The sequence below is a fragment of the Marinifilum sp. N1E240 genome, assembly GCF_009295825.1.
Classification (GTDB): domain Bacteria; phylum Bacteroidota; class Bacteroidia; order Bacteroidales; family Marinifilaceae; genus Marinifilum_A; species Marinifilum_A sediminis.
Map to the genome: position 1 here is coordinate 65,244 of NZ_WHKF01000011.1, position 23,674 is coordinate 88,917.

Consider the following 23,674-nt stretch of genomic DNA (forward strand, 5'->3'; position numbering starts at 1 on the left):
GAAAGTGCATTAAGCCATTTCTTGACGAAAGTCAATGCTTTCTTCCTGAGTTAACAAGAAATTTGCAGCAGATTTTAATGCTAAAATGACTAGTGAGAATCATGAGACTATTAATTGTATTTAATCACCCATACAAAGGAAGCTATTGCCACGCGGTCCTAAAATCTGTAATAAGAGGAGCGAATAGAGCTAATCATGAAGTTGATCTAATAAATCTGGATGAAGATGAGTTTGATCCAGTGATGAGAGCAAAAGATCTTAAAGCTTTTGTTCTTGCCAAAGACCAACCCGAATTGACCCTTCAGCTATTAGACTCAAAAGTTTTGGAGTATCAAAATCGCTTACTAAAAGCAGATCATCTTCTTTTCATTTTTCCCATATGGTGGGAGTTGATGCCAGCCTTAACCAAAGGTTTTGTTGATAAAATCATATTTCCGGGCATTGCTTACGATATGAATAAAAATGGAACTCGTATGACTAGTCGATTAACGGGTTTGAAAGGGGTAACGATGATTACCACCATGAATACACCATCTGTAGCATACAAGATATTATTTGGGAATGCTATAAAAAAGGCCTTGCTATTGGGAACATTTTGGAAAATAGGAGTCTCAAATCGCAAATGGATCAACCTGAATTTCGTGAAATTCACTTCGTATGAGAAACGAAAAAAGTGGCTTGTATCTATTGAAAAAAGCATTGCCAATTTAGCCTAAAGAACCTGTTGTAATATTTTAAATGATGCCTAAATATATCCGTTACATAATTCGTTACTTCTTTATTTCGATTATCGCATTTGCTTTTTGGACTATCCTTAGGGAATATGGACAAGAAGTTATTTTCAATCACGAAACTCTAGGCCTTTGGGAGGAAATAAGATTTCACCTTATTATTAGTGCTATTGCAAGCGTAATTTGGGCAAGTCAAGACTATTACATAGAAAAAAAGATATTGAAAAAGGTATCCTTTGGTAAGACAATCCTGATTTATATTTTTAGTTATTTACTAACGATCATCTTTCTTATTTCATTTGCAATAAGGCTAACAACACGTATTCTAGATTCCGAATTCAATTTACAGGTTTATTCTAGTCGCATATTGGAAGACGATATGTTATTGCTGACTGTGTACTGGTTTATCGTTATTTTCATTTCAATATTTATAAAGGAAATTGATAAAAAATTAGGACCTGGTAATCTCTGGAAATTCTTAGGAGGTAAGTTTTACAGCCCCGTGGAGGAAAGTAAAATATTTATGTTTCTGGATCTTAAATCTTCTACCCCAATCGCCGAAGAAATCGGGCACATCCAATACAGTAAATTCATTCAAGATTGCTTTCAAGATTTAGATGTTGTTACCAAATACAAAGCAGAAATTTACCAGTATGTAGGCGATATGGTCGTATTAACCTGGCCAATAAAAATTGGGCTACACAATTCAAATTGCTTGAAGACATTTTTTGCTTTTAAGGCGGCCTTAAATAATAAATCAGGATACTACAAGAACACATATGGGCATATACCAGAGTTTAAAGCTGGGCTTAATATGGGCAAAATTGTGGCTGCTGAGGTTGGGAATATAAAAACAGAAATTGCATATCACGGCGATGTAATTAATACCGCTGCAAGAATACAAGGCGAGTGCAGTCGCTTAAATATTGATATCCTTATTTCTGAAAATATACAAGATTCACTCATTCACGATCCCTCTTTAAAGTTCGAAGAAATTGAAAAAATTCAATTAAAGGGCAAGCAAGAATTAACGAATCTTTATACGGTAACTCTGATGTGATTTTATTTTTGAATCATTCAAAACATGACCCCTAACAGGATAAACTCCTAGCCCTCGAAATATTCATTTATTAAAAAAAGCAGAGCATATGATAGAAGTTTTTAAAACGAATTTAACTGATCAAAATAGCGTGAGAAGCGCATCTAAAGTTTTGAAACAAACTTTAAATCTCACAAACGTGACATTTGATTTAAAGGATGGCAACACGATATTAAGAGTAGAATCTGATAATAATTGCAATCAACTCCTTATTGAAATATTCAATAGTTGGGGATTTGAATGTGAGGTGTTATCTGCTTGTATTAATTCTATTTCGGCACCTACTATCTAGGGTCGGTTCATTCCCTCTTTTAACTCACTCCAAATCGTTTCTCATATTCTTGAATAATGCAATTCCTTTGATTCAAAATTTAAAAAAGTCATGAAACATATCATCTATACCATTGTGCTAATCTTTTTTTCAGCACCTCTATTTAGTCAAGACTCCGCTTTGGATAAGTATATAAAGCTAGGTCTTGAAAGTAACCTAGTATTAAAGCAAAAAGAACTCTCTCATCAGGAAGCGATTGTAAAACTAAAAGAAGCACGAGGCCTATTTTTGCCCGAAGTATCATTAAACGCTCGCTACTCTATTTCACGTGGTGGTCGCACTATTGACATACCTGTAGGCGATATGATGAACCCAGCGTATGAGAGTCTAAATGATTTAACGGGTTCAGATTTTCCGATGTTACAAAATGTATCCAATCTTCTACAACCAGAGAAAGAACAGGAGACCAAATTAGAGTTGATACAGCCTGTATTTAATCGTTCCATTTATCTGAATAAACAAATTCAGAAAGAGAATTTGGGCATGAGTGAAGCTGATCTGAATCGATATAGAGAAACATTAGTTTACCAGATAAAGGAAGCTTACTACAATATTCTAAAGACTGAAAATGTTGTTCAATTAATGCAATCCACAAAGGAATTGGTTCGTGAAAATCTTAGAGTCAGTCAAAAGCTTTTGGACAATGATATGGTCACAAAAGAATATGTTTTACGATCAAAAACAGAGGTCAATAAAGTTGCTCTAAGTGAAACTGAGGCCCTAAAAGGTCATAAACTGGCTATCGCTTATCTGAATTTTTTGCTAAACCGACCATTGGAAGAACCAATTAATACAGATATTAAGGCCGCAGCAATACAAAGTTTTAATCAGTTACACTTAGCCGATCAGGCAGTTAATAAGCGTGCAGAGTTGAAAATAATGGATCACCAAATTGAGAGTCTTGATCTATTAGCCAAAGTAAATAGCGCAGCCAATATGCCAAGCTTAACTTTCGTTGCCAACTATGGTTTTCTGGGCGAAGAATACAATTTTGGTTCTGACGATGATGTTTTCACTGGTACACTGTCACTCAATTGGACGCTCTTTAAGGGCCGTGTTAACAAACGTAAACGACAGCAAACATTAATTCGAAAGCAACAAGCTGAACTCTCCAAGGCCAACCTAAGCAACAGTATCCGATTTGAAGTAAAAGAGAGTTTATTGGAAGTAAATCGCCAGAAAAGGAATATAGAACTGAGTGAAACACAAAGTAGTGAATCGCAAGAAGTCTACAGAATAATAGATAAGAAATATCGAATTGGCGAATCTACACTACTTGAATTAATGGATGCCCGAACCAACATGACAGATTCTGAATTCAACCTCATTATAAGCCGATTTGACTATTGGGTAAGTATCGCTAATTTGGAATATACGACTGCCTCATCCACATTTCTATAATCTTACTCACATATAACTACATAAACATTTCTTTTCAAGAAAAATTATTCCAGTTAAGACTGGGTGTATACGTAGTCTCAAATAAACAAAAAAGTAACAATCATATACTACAAGCATGAAAGCAATCAATTTATCTCAAAGCATAAGAAAAACAGCCCTATACTTTTTGTATCTCATCGTTGGAATTATTTTAGTGATTCCTGTACAAAGTTGCTCGCAACAAGATGCGAAAGCAAAAAATCTTAATGAACCAGAAATAACTACTCACGTTAAAATTGCCAATATTCAATCGGCTGAAATGGCCATTCCTATCCGCATATCAGGAACCGTATCACCAGTACATGAGACAAGACTGAGCTTTAAAACTGGTGGTATCATCAAATCTATAAATGTGGATGAAGGAGATCGTGTAAAAGCAGGAGCAATTTTAGCAACACTTAATCTTGATGAGATTCAAGCACAAGTATTACAAGCACGCGTTAGCCTTGAAAAATCTGAAAGAGATTTTAAACGCTCTTCAGCTCTTTACAGAGATACAGTTGGAACTCTTGAGAATCTTCAAAATGCAACTACTGCATTAGAAATAGCAAAAGCTAGCATGATAATGGCCGAGCACAACCTAAAATACTCAAGCATAACAGCACCAACTAATGGCATTATCCTTCAAAAATATGTGGAAGAAAATGAATTAGCTTCCCCTGGCACACCCATACTTTATTTTGCATCTACAAGTACACAGTGGATTTTAAAAGTAGGATTAACTGATAAGGATGTGGTAAGAGTTCAACGTGGCGATCCTGCAGATATCTCAATGGATGCATGGCCAAACCAACAATTAGAAGGTGCGATCTCCCAAATAGGTGATGCACCTGATGCAATGACTGGCTTATACACGATTGAAATCATTATACAAACTAAAAACTTAGCAGTTAAACCTGGATTCTTTGCACGAGCTGAAATAGTACCATCCCAAAAGGAAACATACACTTTAATTCCTATAAGTGCTCTTCAAGAAGGTGTTGGCGATCAAGTCGATATTTATACCGTAAAAGATAACATGCATCTTCATAAAGAAAGTGTTCGAGTAGATAAAATTCTAAACGACATGCTAGCTCTCTCGAACCGATCTGATTTAATTGGAAAAAAAGTGGTGATTGAACAAAGTAGAGATCTTAAAAATAATCAGACTGTTACAATTAAGAATTAGGCCATAAATGATTTGTAGTATTTGATCTCTAATTAATAAGCAGATCTATCTTACAAAATATCACATAAAAGAATATTTCATACTTATTTATCATCAAGCATAATGAAAATACCTCGATTAGCAATACATAACTATCAGTTCACTCTCGTGCTGGTTTTCTTGGTCGCAATTATGGGACTATTCTCCTATACAACCATGCCCAAATCAGAAGATCCAGCTTTAGAGTTTAATATGTCCACCATATTAATTATTAACCCAGGAGCTTCGCCGGAAGACATGGAAACTCTAATTGTTAATCCAATTGAAGAAGAAATCAATGAATTGGAAGATATAGAGAATGTCAAAACCGAAATCACAAATGGAGTCGCTTCAATCAAAATTGAACTTGTATATGGTATTGATAATGATAATAAGCACCGGGAAATCGTTCAAATCGTAAATGAACTGAGTGCTCATCTACCCGAAACCATAGTGCGTACAGATTTGGAACAGCCTTCTGTTTTTGATGTAAGTATTATGCAATTAGCCATAACTTCACCCGATGCTTCTCCAGCACAACTTAAAAAATCAGCCGAAGATCTAAAGGAACAACTGGAAAGAAGTTCAGGAGTAAGAGCTGTTAAATTAGATGGCGAACAAGATTTGGATATAAAGATTAAATGTGATCTTGAAAAAATGGCACACTATCGTTTGTCATTGGGACAAGTGATGATGACCATTCAAAATTTGAATCGTAGTATCCCTGGTGGAAGTATTAAGCTTGGCAATAAAGAATTCAACATTAAATCCAGTGGATTGTATGAGGATTTAGAACAGATCAGAAATACAGTCATCGGCAGTGGTAACAATCAAATCATAAAACTTAAAGAAATAGCTACAGTTACTTATGATTATGAAAAAAAAGAAGAATTTGCTACTTACAATGGCCAAGCTGCCGTTTGGTTATCAGTACAGCAAAAAGAGGGCATGAATATTTATGATGTTACAGAAGGTGTAGATGAACGTATTGAAGAATTTAGTAATCACCTGCAAGCTGATGTATCTGTTGTCCCTGTTTTTAAACAAGCCGATAGTGTTAAAATTCGACTAGGACAATTCACATCCAGCTTTTTACAAGGAATTTTAATTGTAGGTATAATTATATTTCTTGCCGTAGGTTTTCGTGCCTCTATTGTAGTCATGATATCAATTCCCCTTTCTATTCTTACAGGAATAGGTCTAATTGATGCATCCGGATTTGGTTTACAACAAATGACCATTGCAGGATTGATTATTGCTTTAGGAATGCTGGTAGATAACAGTATAGCCATTGTTGAAAATATTAATCGCTTTATCAAAAAGGGATTATCACCTGTTGAAGCTGCCATTAAAGGAGCATCTGAAATTGGAATGGCTCTGGTTAGTTCCACTGCGACTACTGTTTTGGCTTTTGCACCCATGCTGATGATGGGTAACAACGTAGGAGATTTTATAAAAAGTATGATGCTAATTGTGATTTATACATTACTATCCTCTCTTGTAATTGCCCTTACTTTTGCCCCATTTATAAGCAGTCGGGTTTTAAAAAAGCAGGACGAAAACAAAAAAACAGTTCTATTGGATCAATTCATTGATAAGTACTATCAAAAATGGGTGAAAGGGGCTATAAGCCGACCAGTAATAACCCTTGTAGCTGGCTTACTTATATTCTTGGGTTCTGTTTCATTAATGCCTTTTATTGGGGTAAGTTTCTTTCCTAAGGCAGAAAAAAATCAATTACTTGTCAATATAATTGCACCAGAAGGTAGTAATCTGGATCATACAAACAAAGCAATTAAATATGCTGAAAGTGTACTAAAAAGCCATTCTTATGTTGAAAACATAGCCGCAAGTGTTGGTATGGGTAACCCACAAGCATATTATAATATGGATAACTTAACACCCGCTGTAAACAAAGGTCAGCTTCTTGCCATATTGGGTGAATATGACTACGATAAAGTGGCTAATCTCATTAAAGAATTACGTACTACTTTTGCGACATACAGCGGAGCCCGTTTAGAGGTAAAAGAATTTGGACAAGGTCCTCCTGTCGATTCTCCTATTGAAGTTCGATTATTCTCAGATGATTTGGAAGAGTTGAAATCAATTGCAGCTGATGTTGAACAAATTATTTATAAGGCACCCGCTACCATAAATATCGATAATCCATTGGCTGAAGATCAAACTTCATTAAAAATAAAAATTAACTATGAAAAAGCAGGTATGCTAGGCATTAATATCATCGATATTGATATGGCAGTGCGTGCTGCCATAAATGGTCTTAGCATTGGGTCTTTTCAGGATAATTTGGGAGATGAATATGAGATCGTTTTGGAATCGAATATGGTAGGTGCACCAGAAATACCATCACTGGATCGAATCTTTATCACCTCACAGCGAGGCGGACAAATTCCTTTGTCACAAGTATCAGAATTGATATTTGATAAAAGCATCAAACGAATTGATCACTATGATTTAGAACGATTTATTACCGTATCGGCCGATGTGGACGAAACTGTAATGAGTATTGCTGAAGTCACTTCTAATATTGTAGAACAACTGAAACAATACGACTTTCCATCGGGTAGTCATTTTGGTATGGGTGGCGAACAGGAGAACCGTGACGAAAGTTTTGGTGGTTTAGGACAAGCTCTGATAATTGCACTTCTGGGTATATTTGCAGTACTCGTATTACAATTTCGCTCCTTTACTCAGCCACTTATCGTTTTTTCGGCAATTCCACTCTCTATCTCGGGTGCCTTTATTGCACTCTTAATTACGGGTTACTCTTTCTCTTTTATGGCATTTGTAGGCCTAACCAGTTTGATGGGAATCGTTGTTAATTCCAGTATTATACTGGTTGATTATGCCAACCAAAAGCGATTAGAAGGTCTCAAAACATTGGAAGCCATTATCGAAGCGGCCAAAACCCGATTTACACCTATCCTATTAACCACCATTACTACCATCGCTGGCCTGCTACCGCTAACTATCTCGGGAGGTAAAATGTGGGCACCAATGGGATGGGCAATTATTGGAGGCTTAGTTCTGTCAACCGGACTAACTTTATTAATTGTACCCGTTTTATACAATATACTAACCCGAGACGAGATTATACAAACAGATGTATAATTGTCGGGAAAACCATCCAAAAAACCACCCAAGTGTATGCTTGAGTGGTTTTTCTATTATTCAGGCCTTGGTTCCATTTCTTAAATATAGCTTTACAGAACTTCACATTATCACCATTTCACTAGGAAAAACCATTAAATGGGCTTTGTAGAGAATTTAAGATGCATTTCAAAAGGGGTACTAACTAGTTTAACTAGATAAATTAACTAGTATTACTGGCAGTTTAACGAGTTTTTCCAATAGAATAACTAGCAATAAACTAGTTAAATAACTGGTTAGGTTTAGCTATAAATACTATTACTAATACTTTTGGCAGGAATGATTTCCTAATTTTAATAGTTTTTGCGTTTTCTTCTTACCCAATTTCACTTCTAAAATCAACCAACACAGAGAATAAAACCTAATCATTAAGCAATGATAAACTGGTTTTAAGCATGGCTTATCCCAGTTTACATACTAGATAACCAGATCATCCATACAGTAAAGCAGATCATCTTAGTAGACATTCCCAATTTACTTGTAAAATCAGCCAACACAGAGAATATAAACCAAATAATAGAGCTATAATAAAGGGGTTGAAAGCATGTTCTACCCCAGTCTTACCCCTGTTTACGTATCTAGATAACCAGATCATCCAGATGACAACCCAGATCATTTTAGGGGATATTTCTACGTTTACTAGTAAAATCGGCTATCACAGAATATGAAATCCAATCATTAAGCAATAATAAAGGGAGTTTAAACATGGCTTACCCTTGTTATCACATATAAATAAACAGATCATCCAGATAGCAACTCAGATTATTTTAGTGGATACTCCCAATTTACTAGTAAAATCAGCCAACACTGAGAATAAAAACCGAATAATAGAGCTATAATAAAGGGGTGGTAAACATGGCTTATCCCAGGTATCGTATATAAATAAGCAGATCATCCAAATAGCAACTCAGATCATTTTAGTAGACATTCCTAATTTACTAGTAAAATCAGCTAATACAGAGAATAAAAACAAAATAATAGAGCTATAATAAAGGGGTGGTAAACATGGCTTATCCCAGTTATCGGATATAAATAAGCAGATCATCCAGATAGTAATCTTGATCAATCTATTAGATATTAATAACTTACTAGTAAAATCATCCAATACAGCGTAGCAAATTTAATAATTGAGCAATGATAAATGGGTTTTAAGCAGTTTATCCCTGTTTACCTACCTAGATAAGCAAATCATTTATATTCTTAAATTTAATAAAAATCGTGTTTTCTTCTTACCCTCTTACCCAAACTCCGCAACTCACTCATTGGTAATGCATTTAATAGGGTAAGGTATCTTTATTTTTCTTACCCAAATATTCATTTTCGAGAAAACTGCAAGAATTCTCTTACCCTTGGGTAAGAAGAAAACTCACACCTTACCCTAAGTAAAACCCTGATTACTTTATCGTTTAAGTAGTCAGGGTAAGAGGGTAAGAAGAAAACGTGAAAAAACTAAATTTTTGAATCCAAAAAATAACCATAAACTCCATTTAGTTTCTTCTTGGGGATATCAATCTGTTTTAAAGCTTTACCAATTTTCACAACATTCAGATAGTTAATATTCAACATCTGGCTAAGTTTCGCCTTGATATCTGTTGCAGTCCGAAACGAATTAGGATCTTCTGATTCACCGTGAGTAAAATGCTTTTGAATTAACTGTCTCTCTTCTGATAAGATTTGAAACGCTTGATTTCTGCTTTCATTCTCGTTGATCTCATCCAATGATAAATTACAATCGAACTTGGTTTTCACAAGATGATAAGCCTGAGCATAGACTAAATCAATATCAATCTTCTTCGAATACTCCCAGTCAATTTTTTCAATCTCAAAACACAACCAACGAACAGATCCTGTTTCATCCATCAGGAACTCCATTTCATTAGTAGAACCTATAAAACTACATCTTCTTGGAATAACTGAAGCTTTTCGCTCATAAGGTAACCGATCGTTAATCTTTTCCTTTGAAAAGAGTGCCTTTAAACTATTGATATCTCTTCGTGAAAGAGTTGCTAATTCATCCAGATTGATCAGGATATTTGTTGCCAGAGCGATACGACTATCTTTATCAATTGATATATTCTCAGAGATATAATCGCCCAAAGTTGGCGGACAAAGAAACCTACAGAAAGTTGATTTCCCACTGTTCTGCTTATCATGAACAAATATTAAAGCTTGCTTGTTAAAAAAACGGCTGTCAATTGCTGTTTTAATAACCCGAACCATCCACTTACGAAAATGTAATTCAAAAGAATTTTGATCGTTAGTGTGAACATACGAAGCTAGATTTCCAATATGATCAATCCCATCCCACTCTGGAAGATTGGCAAAATAACTTTCGAATGGATTGTAATCGGGTACATAATCAGATTTTAAAAGAGCCAAAAGGTTTGCAATACTGATATTGATACCTTCTTTCTGCAATTCTATATAAAGTGAATTTTCACATAGTATCCGCCATTTAGAATTGTCTTTCTTTCTTATCTCTATATCAAGACTGATAATGTTATTTCTAAGCAAATAGCGTTCATTCAGATATTCTTCAGTTAAGCTGAACTTATTTGCAATTGTTTTCTTAGGAGCTATTTCACTCACCTTCTCAGTATTTTCAGTTGTCATATCCTATTTTTTATCAGTACACCATGAGTTTTAGCTATCCAAAAAAGAGTTGCCAATGTAATTCCTCCACCCCTGCACTTCAAACAATTTGTATATTGTTTATCGCATTTTTCACGATTATAATCAGGATTCAAACGACTTATTCTGTGAAAGTAATTACGTCCTGTTTCTCCCAAAGACTCAGAAAGGCTAAACCCAATATTCCTCCAATTTTCGTAACCAGAGGTTATATCAAAGTTCATAGCTTCAATTTTCCTCACCAAACGGTCAACGCCTGAATCCAAATCAGCATCAACTCTTATTGTTGCAGGCAATGTTTTAGAAATTGGTGGCTTACTATCTGCCACCAACCAATCATATGGATCAAATACCTTTTTCATGACTCAAATAGTTAGGGTTTATATAAACTTGAGGGTCATAAGGCAAAAAGCATGCACGTGCAACGTCCTTTCCTGAAGCATCAACTTCGAATTGATACGTTTGTTTCAAGTAATTACCTACTGCCTTAAAATAGTTCTTGTGATCCATTAAGCGGATATCGATGGTGATCACCCATTTTAATCCATCACCCGATGGAGAACGGAACAATAGAACCGTTTCCAAACTCTCATCAGCTAGTAAGCTGTTTTTAACTCCATCAACATCCGACAAATGATCAAAGTCCAGCACCATCAATCCTGAATGATGTTGAAAATGTTTCTCACTCCTTTTAGTAAATACCCCTGAGAAACAGACATAGTTGAATTGGCTTGCTTTAAAAGCTCTGGCTTCTTCAACATCTTTGATTTGCCTTAATGCCTGAGTTCTTTCAATATTCCAATGTCCTTTTATTAAAGTGTAGGCATCCAAAACACTAATTGTCCTGTATGGCTTGGTATTAGATATGGGCTTTTTGAAGAAGCTAAACTCGGGTAACTTTATTTTTATCTGGTTATCTAGATATCCAGTATCTAGATAACCGTTTATTTTACCACTTAAATTTGGTGTCATATTATTTCATTTTATAGAAAAACAGGGCATAGTTATCCTGTTTACAAAGTGTTACCACTTCGCAGCATTAGTAATGCTATGCCATATAATTCAATTATTTTAAAGGAAAAGAAGATTCCTTTTAAGAAAGGTTTACTTAAAAGATTTCACGTAATGTTTCTTCAGATGAGCTTCGATATCTGAACTTTTATAGTAGATCTTAGAGCCAATTTGAGAAAAGGCTAAAGTTCCATTATCACGATAGGTTTGAAGTGTTCGTTTACTGATAAGAAGTGTTTGGCAAACTTCCTGATTGTCGAGCCAACGTTCTTCCAGTGGATAAAAGTGTTTTCTACTTAATTTTTCAACAGCTTCTTCCATGCTTCTTAATTGCGAGTTTATCTTTAGAAAAGCATCACTGCTCATTGTTACTACTTCCATAATATTGAAATTTAGAGTTAATTAATAAAAATCAAATCTATCTGGCGCCAGTAGATCGTTTCGGAAGCAAACATAGGCAGTACAAAGCAAAAAAAGGGTTGTAACTTACTTGTACAACCCTCAGTAACTTCACTGATTATCTGCATGATAATTCAAATGTTTTTTTCTAGTATTTATTCAACAATTGACGCAAACGAACCAATTTAGTCTCCCAAAATTCAATCGCTTCATTTTGCGGACTGTCAAAATTGTTCTTTACCGATTTATAACTTATATCATCTTTTTGCTTTGATGAAAAACTTGATGCTATTTGCTTGGATAGTTTTGTGATATTATTAGTCTCTAATATATTTTCATCGCTAAGCAATCGGAACAGCAAAGCCATTTGCGACACCGTTAAATTGGACTTAATCTTTCCAAAACCGTTCGAACTGCCCGTATTATCAAGTAAATCTCTATCATATTTTACCAATTTGTTATCAACAAAGGCAATCAACTTATCCAAAGTATTGTCTACCAAAGTCATGATATTAGATAAATGCAAATGGCGATACGGAGGACTATCCTTCAAAGTGTAAAGTCGTTTTTTAAAAGCTATCAAAACCTCATATCGTTCCTTCTCTTTCTTGCCAGATAAAGATTTGTTAAGATATTCAACACTATAAGCATAAGTCTTTACTGGTATAACACTAGTCTCGATTAGAAAATTTAAGACCTTTTCTTCTCTAGCAAAATCATCTGTAGTCTCTAACAAACCATCTAACACTTTACTTATTTTTTGAAAAAACATGTCATTTCTATTAGAATTATACCTCTCAAGATACATTTCATCGCTGACAGCTTTTACAAAGTCTTGAAATGACAAAGAATCCTTTCCTATATCATCTTTTTCAATTTCTTCATCCTTTGGCTGACTTTGGACATCATTAAGTGAATTATCAGAAGCATAAAGATATTTGCTAGCTTCAAATATTACGCTATCAAAAAGCACGTAATCATTTCCAAGTGAAAAACTTTTAAAAAATTCTTTACGCCATATCTCCACTTTCGCCTCATCAATTTTCTTATATTTTAAGATTAAACTTTCATCATCTAAAACATTATCTAAAGACACAAACAACTTAACAGTAATAAACTCCAACAAGCCTACGACTCCTTCGTAGGCAACAAGAAGATTGGTATAGTAGTCGTAATTAAAAGCATCATCACTTATTTGTTCAATTATTAAATCTTCGAGAACAGATTTTAGGCAAGACTCTATCTTTTCTTTAAAGTTCAATAGTCTCCTAGCCCTAAATTCAAACATAGATTGAATCGCTTCACGGGATTTACCTTGTCCTGCAATATCAAAATATATTCTTTTGATTGTATCAAACTCAAAATTCAATTTCTCACTAATATCCTTTTCAAACAGAACGATCTTTTCTTTAAAGGCTATCTCAGAGTTAATATCATTATAAGTATTAAAAAACAACTTCTCAAAATATTCAAATTCATCTCTCATGCCTAGTACTCTATTTTTTATTCTGGGTGCAAAAATAATAAAATGCGGTGCATTCTGAACATTTTTTATATCTTTGAATCACTCGCAAACGAGGACATTTTGATAAAAAGCAAAGCAATCAAGTAGTTGCAGAATTAGGTGTAGTGAAAAATTGTTTACAAGGCTAAAGTATTGTATTACAGCATACGGGAATGGATAGGTTCAAGATCCTCTCTCTCCGCAACAAAAAGCAGCTAATTTTTAGCTGCTTTTTTTATGTTATAAATTACCATAAATAAAGGGATATGGGCATTTTTATTATTTTAAAAAACAAAGGCTACTCCATACAGGAATAGCCTTTGTTCATTTTTTAATTAGATAACAACTTATACCGATTTCTTATCGGTACCAATCTTATCTTCTTTTTCTTTTACTTTCTCTGTGTTATCAGATGTTTTCCTATCTATTAATTTGTGATAAGGATCAATACCCACGCTGTGTGGTTTCTTATCTACAACAAAGGAAAACTTATTCTCTTTTTCAGTAATATGAACTTTCTTAAATAGAATCTCTTGCTCCTCCTTATTTTCATCCTCAATAAAAATAGCAAGATCAATCCAATCATTCATATCCATGTATTCCTTATCATCCTTACTGTCTTTGGTTTGAAAAGATATTTTTACTGCTCCTTCAGCACTTTCAACTTCTTTCTTATCCTCTTTTTCTATTTTAACCACTCTGTATTTTTGGGCTTCAACAACAAAATCAACCTTATACTTTCCACCTTCTGTTTTCGAAACATAAGCACTATCTACTTTGTTATCAAAAAGGGTGATAGTTTCCAACATGTCGGTGATCACATAATCTAAAGTGTCTGGCATGTGGCGCTTCATTAGGTCAACAAATTCCAGCGAGGTGGTATATGGCGGTTCCTGAAAAGCAACATTAGAAACGTACTCGCTAAGTGCTGTATTTAGATTATCCTCGCCCATATAATCCGAAATAGCATACATCGCAACAGCTCCCTTGTTGTAGTGAATGTATTGTTGATTCTCGTTATACATTAAAGGCTGCTCTTTTACACTCTCAGAACCTCGTCCTTTTAAATAACCATTCAGTTCTTCCTTCATGAACTTACGGATTTTATTCTTCGGATATTTCTGCTCTAAGACTTTGATTGCTGAATACTCTGATAAACTTTCAGACATTAAGGTTGCACCTTGAACATTCGCTCCAATAACCTGATGTGCCCACCACTGGTGCGCCATTTCATGCGCCGTAACATGGTATGCATAGTTTACAGCTCCCTCTTTCGATTTATCTTCTTTTGCGATAAAACCAATCGCTTCGGAAAATGGAATTGTATTTGGAAAAGATTGAGCAAATGTTCCGTATGTTCTTGGAAATTCGATAATACGCACTTGTTTGTGCTGATACGGACCATAACTCTCTCCATAATATTTAAGAGAAGCTTTTAAAGCATCAACCATATCAGTAATGTTATAGTCATGTCCTTTGTGATAATAAATCTCAATATTAACTCCATCGTACTTGTCGGTATAAACCTCATACTTACCAGATACCCAAGAATAAAAATTCAGAATTGGTGCATCCATTTTATAATGATAGTAAGCTCTATCACCATCAACCCACTTCTTTTGTAAATAACCCGGAGCAATTGCAATTTGATCCGCAGCTGTACTCACTGTAGTTTCAAAATTAACCCAATCAGCACACTCCGAAATGTAGGTATTTCCTAAAGATAAAGTATCGGTTGGCGGTGCCATTCTATCACGTTTTGGCAAGTCGTATTTCTCACGTACCATATTATCAGTCAATTCACCTGAACGAGAATATCCAAAACTTGGGAAACCACCATTATTAAAGAAAGATCCATTTGCCAAAACAGGCGAATTGTATCTTAAAAAATGATTTTTTTGATTGCTCAATGTAAAATGCATTTTCATTGAATCACCAGGTTGCAATGGTTTTTCCAGTTTGTAAATATTATATTGGAATACTGTATCCTTACTCACTAAATCAGCTTTTCGCGAAAATGTAACAGCAGTGTTCTCATAAGAATAATTGATGTGTACTGAATCGATAGCTACATTGCTCTTATTTTTCACAATATAATTTCCATCCACCTTTATATCCTTAGTTTCTGGATATATATCAACATTCACTTTAGCATCAACAATACGAGGTTGTGCAATATTGAAATATTTCGAATATGTTTTTTCATACTCAACACGATCCAATTCACTTTGCTTAGCCGATTTGTGTTCATGTAAAACATTATCGAACCAATAAATATAAGATCCAACAGCTAGAAAGCCAATAAAACAAACTGCAAGAGAAGTATAAAAAACGCGTGTTAAATTTTCTTTTGCTCTTCGAAAACGAATTTTAATAGTTTCTCGAACTCCTCTGCGCCAAATAGCCAATCCTAACATCAATAATGATGATGAAAACAACAACCAATAAAGACGATAAAACAGGTAAGCCATTATATTATTTCCATAACCATTCATATCAGAATATGCAATTCCCGGTCCTGAATTGAAATTAAATATCTGTTGTTCGATTCCAATTTTTGAAACAAATGGGCTAACAATCGAGAAAATAAACAATACAAAAAAGCCAATGTAAAAATTCGCAAAAAGAGACTGAACAAATAAAGAAAGAGCTGCCCAAACAATATAAGATGGTAGCATAAACACAAACAGTTCAGTAATGTAATGTAAAGGTTCAATATTGTAGTATCCTTCTGACAGTTGGATTACAATACAGGTTAACATGACTACAAATAATAAAAGGATTTGCACCTTTATTAGGGCAATAAACTTAGAGAAATACTGAACCCAGTTAGGCGTATGTGTTACATCAACCAATTCGAACATTTTTGCGCGACGTTCACGTTGAACTAACATACCAGAATACAAAAATGTAATTAAGAGAATAAACAGTCGAAACATCGAACTTGGAATTAGTAACATTTTCCAGGTTACAGGATGAGTTGTAGTCCCAAAAAGACTCATAGTTGTATTATGACCAACCACCATAAACAAGATTCCAAAAGCAACCAAAACCAGAAAAGGAACCGATTTGATAATAAACTTAAAGTTCATTTTAGATATGTTCCACATCAACTTTAAATTCCAGCTGTAGCTATTGTCGATCGTTACTTTAGGAAGGTTGATATCTCTTAAATTGTTAAAATTATCTTTTACAACAACAGCACTCTTTTTAGAGAACCAACGGAAACTTAAGGCATTTTGTGTGAACTGAAACTTGTAAAAAGTAAGTGCAAATATTACTATGGATACTGCAATCCAAATTAATCGGTTGATCAAAACCAAACCTCCCATAGGCAGTAGGTTCGCATTACGTTCTGCGACATTCCAATATTCTGTTGCATTTTGAATACTTGTTGCTCCAAAAGGATCTAAAAGTGCGGCTAGTGTTTTACTATCCAACTGACTCATATAACTTTCCGAAATACCTTGTACAAAAAACAGAACAATCATGGTAATAAAACCAGCTCCCAAATTTCTTGTAAACGTAATAACACCGAATACAATAGCTCCAAAAAGAAGAATGTTAGGTAAAATAATCAAACCATAAATCTGTAAATATGCCATGGGTCTAAAAGATCCTAACATTTCAGGATTTACTCCCGGTAAAAGTGGAGCTACTAGAAAACCTAATCCAAACACTATAAATATTGCAAGAGTAATCACAATAGAACTAAAGAATTTAGCCAGAATATATTCTGATTTCTTAAAGGGATAAGAGTACAAAATAGAATGCATGTCGGAGCTAAAATCGCGGTTTACCGAACCGCCGACAATTGATGGCAAGAGAAAATACCCCAAAGTTAAAATCCCAAAACTATTAAACAAGGCAATGGGAGAATTGGCTAAACGTACAGATGCAACGCTTGCTGTATTGCTATCGAATACTCCCAGGTTACCAGCCATAATCAATGTTGATATGACAAAAAGTACTGCTGCATAAATGTAAGTCGCAGGGTTTTTAAGCCAATATTTAAGCTCGAACTTAAACAGTGTAATAAATTTGCTCATAATTAATTCGATGCTTTAAGTGTAACAAAATATACATCTTCCAAATCAGCTTCCTTAGATTCAAAGAATTCATCTGGCTGTGTTTCCGAGTGCACATTAATATTCATACTATTGTCATCGTTGAATCGACTAGATAGAATTTCAAAGTTTTCTTTTTGTTCGTTCAATGCAGATCGCTCAATGCGCTTGGTCCACATTTTCCCTTGCAATTTTTCTACAGATTGTCTTGGTGTTTCGTGTGTAAGAATTGTTCCTCCATTCATGATCGCCATATCGGTACATAACTCCTTTACGTCTTCTACAATATGAGTAGAGAAAATCACAATGTGATTGGTACCAATTTCACGTAAAACATTTAAGAATCTGCTACGTTCGGCAGGATCTAAACCTGCTGTTGGCTCATCTACAATAATTAATTTTGGGTTGTTGAGCAAAAGCTGTGCAATTCCAAAACGCTGTTTCATTCCGCCCGAATATCCCGCAACATTTTTCTTTCGTGCTTCAATCAAATTGGTTTGTTCCAATACTGCCTCAACAATATTCTTACGTTCCTGCTTGTTTGAAATTCCTTTCAATTCTGCAAAGTGCATCAACAAATCTTCTGCCGACATTTTTGGATAAACACCAAAAGATTGTGGCAAATAACCCAATGAATTACGCAATGCCATTTTATTATCCATGATATCGATACCATCAAATAAAATACGTCCACCGTCACCCTCTTGTAAGGTTGCAATTGTACGCATCAATGTCGACTTACCTGCACCATTCGGTCCCAAAAGACCAAACATTCCTGTTCCTATTTTAATATTAACATCGTTTAATGCCTTTACACCATTATTATATGTCTTTGTTAAATTCTCGATAATCAATTCCATTTATCTAGTATTTTAGTTATTGTTTTTATAGTTCAATTCCGATTCAAACAAATATACATGATGTTAAGTATTATCTATCTTGTCAAGTATGCCAATTCAATTAATTTCGATGAAGCCCTAAATTTTACGATAAAATCGAGTTTTTACTCTTTCAAGCAGTATGCATGAAAATCACATTTATCCTAACAGATAAAACAAACGGTTTGTTTTCTTATTGATTGATACATCAAACAGCACAGTTAAAAAAGCAAAGACATCATAAGCTGATGATTTACAGATAAAAAAAGCAGCACTTAAAAAAGTGCTGCTTTGTACATTTTATTAAAGAATGATTAAGTGCTAAAACAACACTCTTTCATTAAATTATTACTTATTCACGATCAATAAGCGTTTAGTTACCACAAATTGATCGGTTCGTATAGATATAAAGTACATTCCTGACGATAGGTCCTGAATATTAATACGAATTTTATCAAAGGCTTCAACTGATCTAATAATCTGACCTTTTGCATTCAAAATTGATATTTGTTTTGCCTCCCTATTTGGAAAATCAAGATTCACAAAATCCGTTGCAGGATTTGGATACATCTTCATTTCTTCAGCAAAAACATCTTCAATACCCGTTGCCTGATCTACATTAAATTCTTGAGTTGCCTCGGCATAATTGTAATTGTCATCGCCCAATTGAATTGCTCGTACAATAAATTTACCAATCGAAGTTGGAGTTAGCACATCATCTTCAATGTTTCCCTCTCCCTCAACAATTTCAAAAGTAACTTCTAATCCCGAATTGGACTCTGCGTACAGATTTATTGGATCTTCACCCAGAACGTAATCCTCAATAGGATCGAAAGTAATCTCTTGATCAGCTTTATCCACAGTAAAACTCTTGCTTACAGATTCTGCAGCGGCATACATTTCATTTCCTACCTGAACAGCTTCAACAGTTACATTTCCAGTTCCTGTGATCGTCAATTCATCACCTGTAATTGTTGCTGGTCCGGATACGACTTTGAAGCTTACTGCCAAATTAGAGTTTGAACTTGCTACCAAATTGAAAGGTGCATCTCCATAAACTTTATCAGCAATTGCATCAAATGTAATTACCTGAGCTGCTTTAGCTACAGTGAAAGTTCTGCTCTTCGCTTCTGCAGCGGCATACATTTCGTTTCCTGATTGTGTTGCTTCTACAGTTACATTTCCTGCGCCTGTAATGGTCAACTCATCACCTGTAATTGTTGCTGGTCCGGATACGACTTTGAAGCTTACTGCCAAAATAGATGAAGAACTTGCTACCAATTTAAAAGGTGCATCTCCATAAACTTTATCAGCAATTGCATCAAATGCAATTACCTGAGCTGCTTTAGCTACAGTGAAAGTTCTGCTCTTCGCTTCGGCAGCGGCATACATTTCGTTTCCTGATTGTGTTGCTTCTACAGTTACATTTCCTGCGCCTGTAATGGTCAACTCATCGCCAGTGATTTCTGCTGGTCCGGATACTACATTGAAGCTGACTGCCAAATTAGATGTAGAGCTTGCTACCAATGTAAAAGGAGCATCTCCATATACCTTATCTGCAATTGCATCAAATGCAATTACCTGAGCTGCTTTGGCAACTGTGAAAGTTCTGCTTTTCGCTTCTGCAGTGGCATACATTTCGTTTCCTGATTGTGTCGCTTCTACAGTTACATTTCCTGTTCCTGTGATCGTCAACTCATCACCTGTAATTGTTGCTGGTCCCGATACGACTTTGAAGCTTACTGCCAAATTAGATGAAGAACTTGCTAGCAATGTAAAAGGAGCATCTCCATAAACTTTATCAGCAATTGCATCAAATGTAATTACCTGAGCTGCTTTCGAAACTGTGAAAGTTATGCTCTTCGCTTCTGCAACAGCATACATTTCGTTTCCTGATTGTGTTGCTTCTACAGTTACATTTCCAGTTCCTGTGATTGTCAACTCATCACCAGTAATTGTTGCTGGTCCGGATACGACTTTGAAACTTACTGCCAAATTAGATGAAGAACTTGCTACCAATGTAAAAGGAGCATCTCCATATACCTTATCTGCAATTTCTTCGAATGTAATTACCTGAGCTGCTTTGGCAACTTTGAATGTTCTACTTACTGACTCTGCAGCAGCATACATTTCATTTCCTGATTGTGTCGCTTCTACAGTTACATTTCCTGTTCCTGTGATCGTCAACTCATCACCTGTAATTGTTGCTGGTCCCGATACGACTTTGAAGCTTACTGCCAAATTAGATGAAGAACTTGCTAGCAATGTAAAAGGAGCATCTCCATAAACTTTATCAGCAATTGCATCAAATGTAATTACCTGAGCTGCTTTCGAAACTGTGAAAGTTATGCTCTTCGCTTCTGCAACAGCATACATTTCGTTTCCTGATTGTGTTGCTTCTACAGTTACATTTCCAGTTCCTGTGATTGTCAACTCATCACCAGTAATTGTTGCTGGTCCGGATACGACTTTGAAACTTACTGCCAAATTAGATGAAGAACTTGCTACCAATGTAAAAGGAGCATCTCCATATACCTTATCTGCAATTTCTTCGAATGTAATTACCTGAGCTGCTTTGGCAACTTTGAATGTTCTACTTACTGACTCTGCAGCAGCATACATTTCATTTCCTGATTGTGTCGCTTCTACAGTCACACTTCCTGTTCCTGTAATCGTCAACTCATCACCAGTAATTGTTGCTGGTCCTGATACGACATTGAAACTTACTGCCAAATTAGATGAAGAACTTGCTAGCAATGTAAAAGGAGCATCTCCATAAACTTTATCAGCAATTGCATCAAATGTAATTACCTGAGCTGCTTTCGAAACTGTGAAAGTTCTGCTCTTCGCTTCTGCAGCGGCATACATTTCGTTTCCTGCTTGTGTTACTTCTACAGTTACATTTCCTGTTCCTGTGATTGTCAACTCATCACCAGTAATTGTTGCTGGTCCGGATACGACTTTGAAACTTACTGCCAAATTAGATGAAGAACTTGCTACCAATGTAAAAGGAGCATCTCCATAAACCTTATCAGCAATTACATCGAATGTAATTACCTGAGCTGCTTTGGCAACTTTGAATGTTCTACTTACTGACTCTGCAGCAGCATACATTTCATTTCCTGATTGTGTCGCTTCTACAGTCACACTTCCTGTTCCTGTAATCGTCAACTCATCACCAGTAATTGTTGCTGGTCCTGATACGACATTGAAACTTACTGCTAAGTTTGATGAAGAACTTGCTACCAACTTAAAGGCTGCATCTCCATATACCTTATCTGCAATTGCATCAAATGTAATTACCTGAGCTGCTTTAGCTACAGTGAAAGTTCTGCTCTTCACTTCTGCAGCGGCATACATTTCATTTCCTGCTTGAACAGCTTCAACAGTTACATTTCCTGTTCCTGTAATCGTTAGTTCATCTCCAGTAATTGTTGCTGGTCCAGATACGACTCTGAAGCTTACTGCTAAATCTGATGATGAACTTGCTACCAATGTAAATGGTGCATCTCCATATACCTTATCTGCAATTGCATCGAATGTAATTACCTGAGCTGCTTTAGCTACAGTGAAAGTTCTGCTCTTCGCTTCTGCAGCGGCATACATTTCGTTTCCAGATTGTGTCGCTTCTACAGTTACATTTCCTGTTCCTGTGATCGTCAACTCATCACCTGTAATTGTTGCTGGTCCCGATACGACTTTGAAACTTACTGCCAAATTAGATGAAGAACTTGCTAGCAATGTAAAAGGAGCATCTCCATAAACCTTATCAGCAATTGCATCAAATGTAATTACCTGAGCTGCTTTAGCAACTTTAAATGTTCTGCTTACTGACTCTGCAACAGCATATGTATCGTTACCTGCTTGTGTTGCTTCTACAGTTACATTTCCTGTTCCTGTGATCGTCAACTCATCACCAGTAATTGTTGCTTGTCCGGATACGACTTTGAAGCTTACTGCTAAGTTTGATGAAGAACTTGCTACCAACTTAAAGGCTGCATCTCCATACACCTTATCTGCAATTGCATCAAATGTAATCACCTGAACTGCTTTAGCTACAGTAAAAGTTCTACTCTTCGCTTCTGCAGCAGCATACATTTCGTTTCCTGATTGTGTTGCTTCTACAGTTACATTTCCTGTTCCTGTAATGGTCAACTCATCACCAGTAATTGTTGCTGGTCCCGATACGACTTTGAAACTTACTGCCAAATTAGATGAAGAACTTGCTAGCAATGTAAAAGGAGCATCTCCATAAACCTTATCAGCAATTGCATCAAATGTAATTACCTGAGCTGCTTTAGCAACTTTAAATGTTCTGCTTACTGACTCTGCAACAGCATATGTATCGTTACCTGCTTGTGTTGCTTCTACAGTTACATTTCCTGTTCCTGTGATCGTCAACTCATCACCAGTAATTGTTGCTGGTCCGGATACGACTTTGAAGCTTACTGCTAAGTTTGATGAAGAACTTGCTACCAATGTAAAAGGAGCATCTCCATATACCTTATCTGCAATTGCATCAAATGTAATCACCTGAGCTGCTTTGGCAACTGTGAAAGTTCTGCTTTTCGCTTCTGCAGTGGCATACATTTCGTTTCCTGATTGTGTTGCTTCTACAGTTACATTTCCAGTTCCTGTAATCGTCAACTCATCACCAGTAATTTCTGCTGGTCCGGATACGACTTTGAAACTTACTGCCAAATTAGATGAAGAACTTGCTACCAATGTAAAAGGAGCATCTCCATATACCTTATCTGCAATTTCATCGAATGTGATTACTTGTAAAGCTTCAGAAACTTTGAAACTTCTACTTACAGATTCTGCAGCAGCATATGTATCATTACCTGCCTGACTTGCTTCTACAGTTACATTTCCTGTTCCTGTAATGGTCAACTCATCACCAGTAATTGTTGCTGGTCCGGATACGACTTTGAAACTTATTGCCAAATTAGATGAAGAACTTGCTACCAATGTAAAAGGAGCATCTCCATATACCTTATCTGCAATTGCATCAAATGTAATTACCTGAGCTGCTTTCGTAACTGTGAAAGTTCTGCTTACTGACTCTGCAGCAGCATACATTTCGTTTCCTGATTGTGTTGCTTCTACAGTTACATTTCCTGTTCCTGTGATTGTCAACTCATCACCAGTAATTGTTGCTGGTCCGGATACGACATTGAAACTTACTGCCAAATTAGATGAAGAACTTGCTACCAATGTAAAAGG

At 35.6% G+C, this 23,674-nt stretch carries 13 protein-coding genes; 5 read left to right on the forward strand and 8 right to left on the reverse strand.

What is annotated here, in order from left to right; translation table 11 throughout:
* Positions 1–101 precede the first annotated feature (101 nt).
* From GCQ56_RS18300 to GCQ56_RS18320, 5 genes are all read left to right on the forward strand, one after another.
* The gene (locus GCQ56_RS18300) at positions 102–716 is read left to right on the forward strand and encodes an NAD(P)H-dependent oxidoreductase (protein ID WP_152735983.1); all 615 of its coding nucleotides are present in this window, start codon (positions 102–104) and stop codon (positions 714–716) included.
* A 25-nt stretch (positions 717–741) separates the two neighbouring features.
* Complete coding sequence (locus GCQ56_RS18305; RefSeq protein WP_227006112.1) at positions 742–1,791, forward strand: adenylate/guanylate cyclase domain-containing protein; 1,050 nt, start codon at positions 742–744, stop codon at positions 1,789–1,791.
* 421 nt (positions 1,792–2,212) lie between these two features.
* Positions 2,213–3,562 (forward strand): TolC family protein, encoded by a 1,350-nt coding sequence (locus GCQ56_RS18310; protein ID WP_152735985.1) that lies wholly within the window; start codon positions 2,213–2,215, stop codon positions 3,560–3,562.
* A 115-nt stretch (positions 3,563–3,677) separates the two neighbouring features.
* Positions 3,678–4,769, forward strand: a complete 1,092-nt coding sequence (locus GCQ56_RS18315) for an efflux RND transporter periplasmic adaptor subunit (RefSeq protein WP_152735986.1) — start codon at positions 3,678–3,680, stop codon at positions 4,767–4,769.
* Between the two features lie 102 nt (positions 4,770–4,871).
* A complete protein-coding gene (locus GCQ56_RS18320; protein WP_152735987.1) occupies positions 4,872–7,919 on the forward strand; it encodes an efflux RND transporter permease subunit in 3,048 nt (1,015 codons plus the stop codon).
* 1,488 nt (positions 7,920–9,407) lie between these two features.
* Here GCQ56_RS18320 and GCQ56_RS18325 read toward each other — a convergent pair.
* The 8 genes from GCQ56_RS18325 to GCQ56_RS18360 form a co-directional block, all read right to left on the reverse strand.
* Positions 9,408–10,571, reverse strand: coding sequence for a VapE domain-containing protein (locus GCQ56_RS18325; RefSeq protein ID WP_152735988.1), 1,164 nt, complete (start codon positions 10,569–10,571; stop codon positions 9,408–9,410).
* On the reverse strand, positions 10,568–10,951 hold the full coding sequence (locus GCQ56_RS18330; RefSeq protein ID WP_152735989.1) for a PriCT-2 domain-containing protein: 384 nt from the start codon (positions 10,949–10,951) through the stop codon (positions 10,568–10,570). Before GCQ56_RS18330 ends, GCQ56_RS18325 begins: the two co-directional genes overlap by 4 nt.
* Positions 10,935–11,561, reverse strand: coding sequence for a BT4734/BF3469 family protein (locus GCQ56_RS18335; protein WP_152735990.1), 627 nt, complete (start codon positions 11,559–11,561; stop codon positions 10,935–10,937). Before GCQ56_RS18335 ends, GCQ56_RS18330 begins: the two co-directional genes overlap by 17 nt.
* A gap of 132 nt (positions 11,562–11,693) precedes the next feature.
* Positions 11,694–11,981, reverse strand: coding sequence for a helix-turn-helix domain-containing protein (locus tag GCQ56_RS18340; protein ID WP_152735991.1), 288 nt, complete (start codon positions 11,979–11,981; stop codon positions 11,694–11,696).
* A 166-nt stretch (positions 11,982–12,147) separates the two neighbouring features.
* Positions 12,148–13,485 (reverse strand): hypothetical protein, encoded by a 1,338-nt coding sequence (locus GCQ56_RS18345; RefSeq protein ID WP_152735992.1) that lies wholly within the window; start codon positions 13,483–13,485, stop codon positions 12,148–12,150.
* Between the two features lie 365 nt (positions 13,486–13,850).
* Positions 13,851–17,552 carry a M1 family aminopeptidase gene (locus GCQ56_RS18350; RefSeq protein ID WP_152735993.1) on the reverse strand — a complete coding sequence of 1,234 codons (3,702 nt, stop codon included), beginning with the start codon at positions 17,550–17,552 and terminating at the stop codon, positions 13,851–13,853.
* Between the two features lie 2 nt (positions 17,553–17,554).
* A complete protein-coding gene (locus GCQ56_RS18355; protein WP_152735994.1) occupies positions 17,555–18,430 on the reverse strand; it encodes an ABC transporter ATP-binding protein in 876 nt (291 codons plus the stop codon).
* Positions 18,431–18,796: 366 nt separating this feature from the next.
* Positions 18,797–23,674, reverse strand: a 4,878-nt coding sequence (locus tag GCQ56_RS18360) for a T9SS type A sorting domain-containing protein (protein WP_152735995.1), incomplete at its 5' end; no start/stop codon positions are given.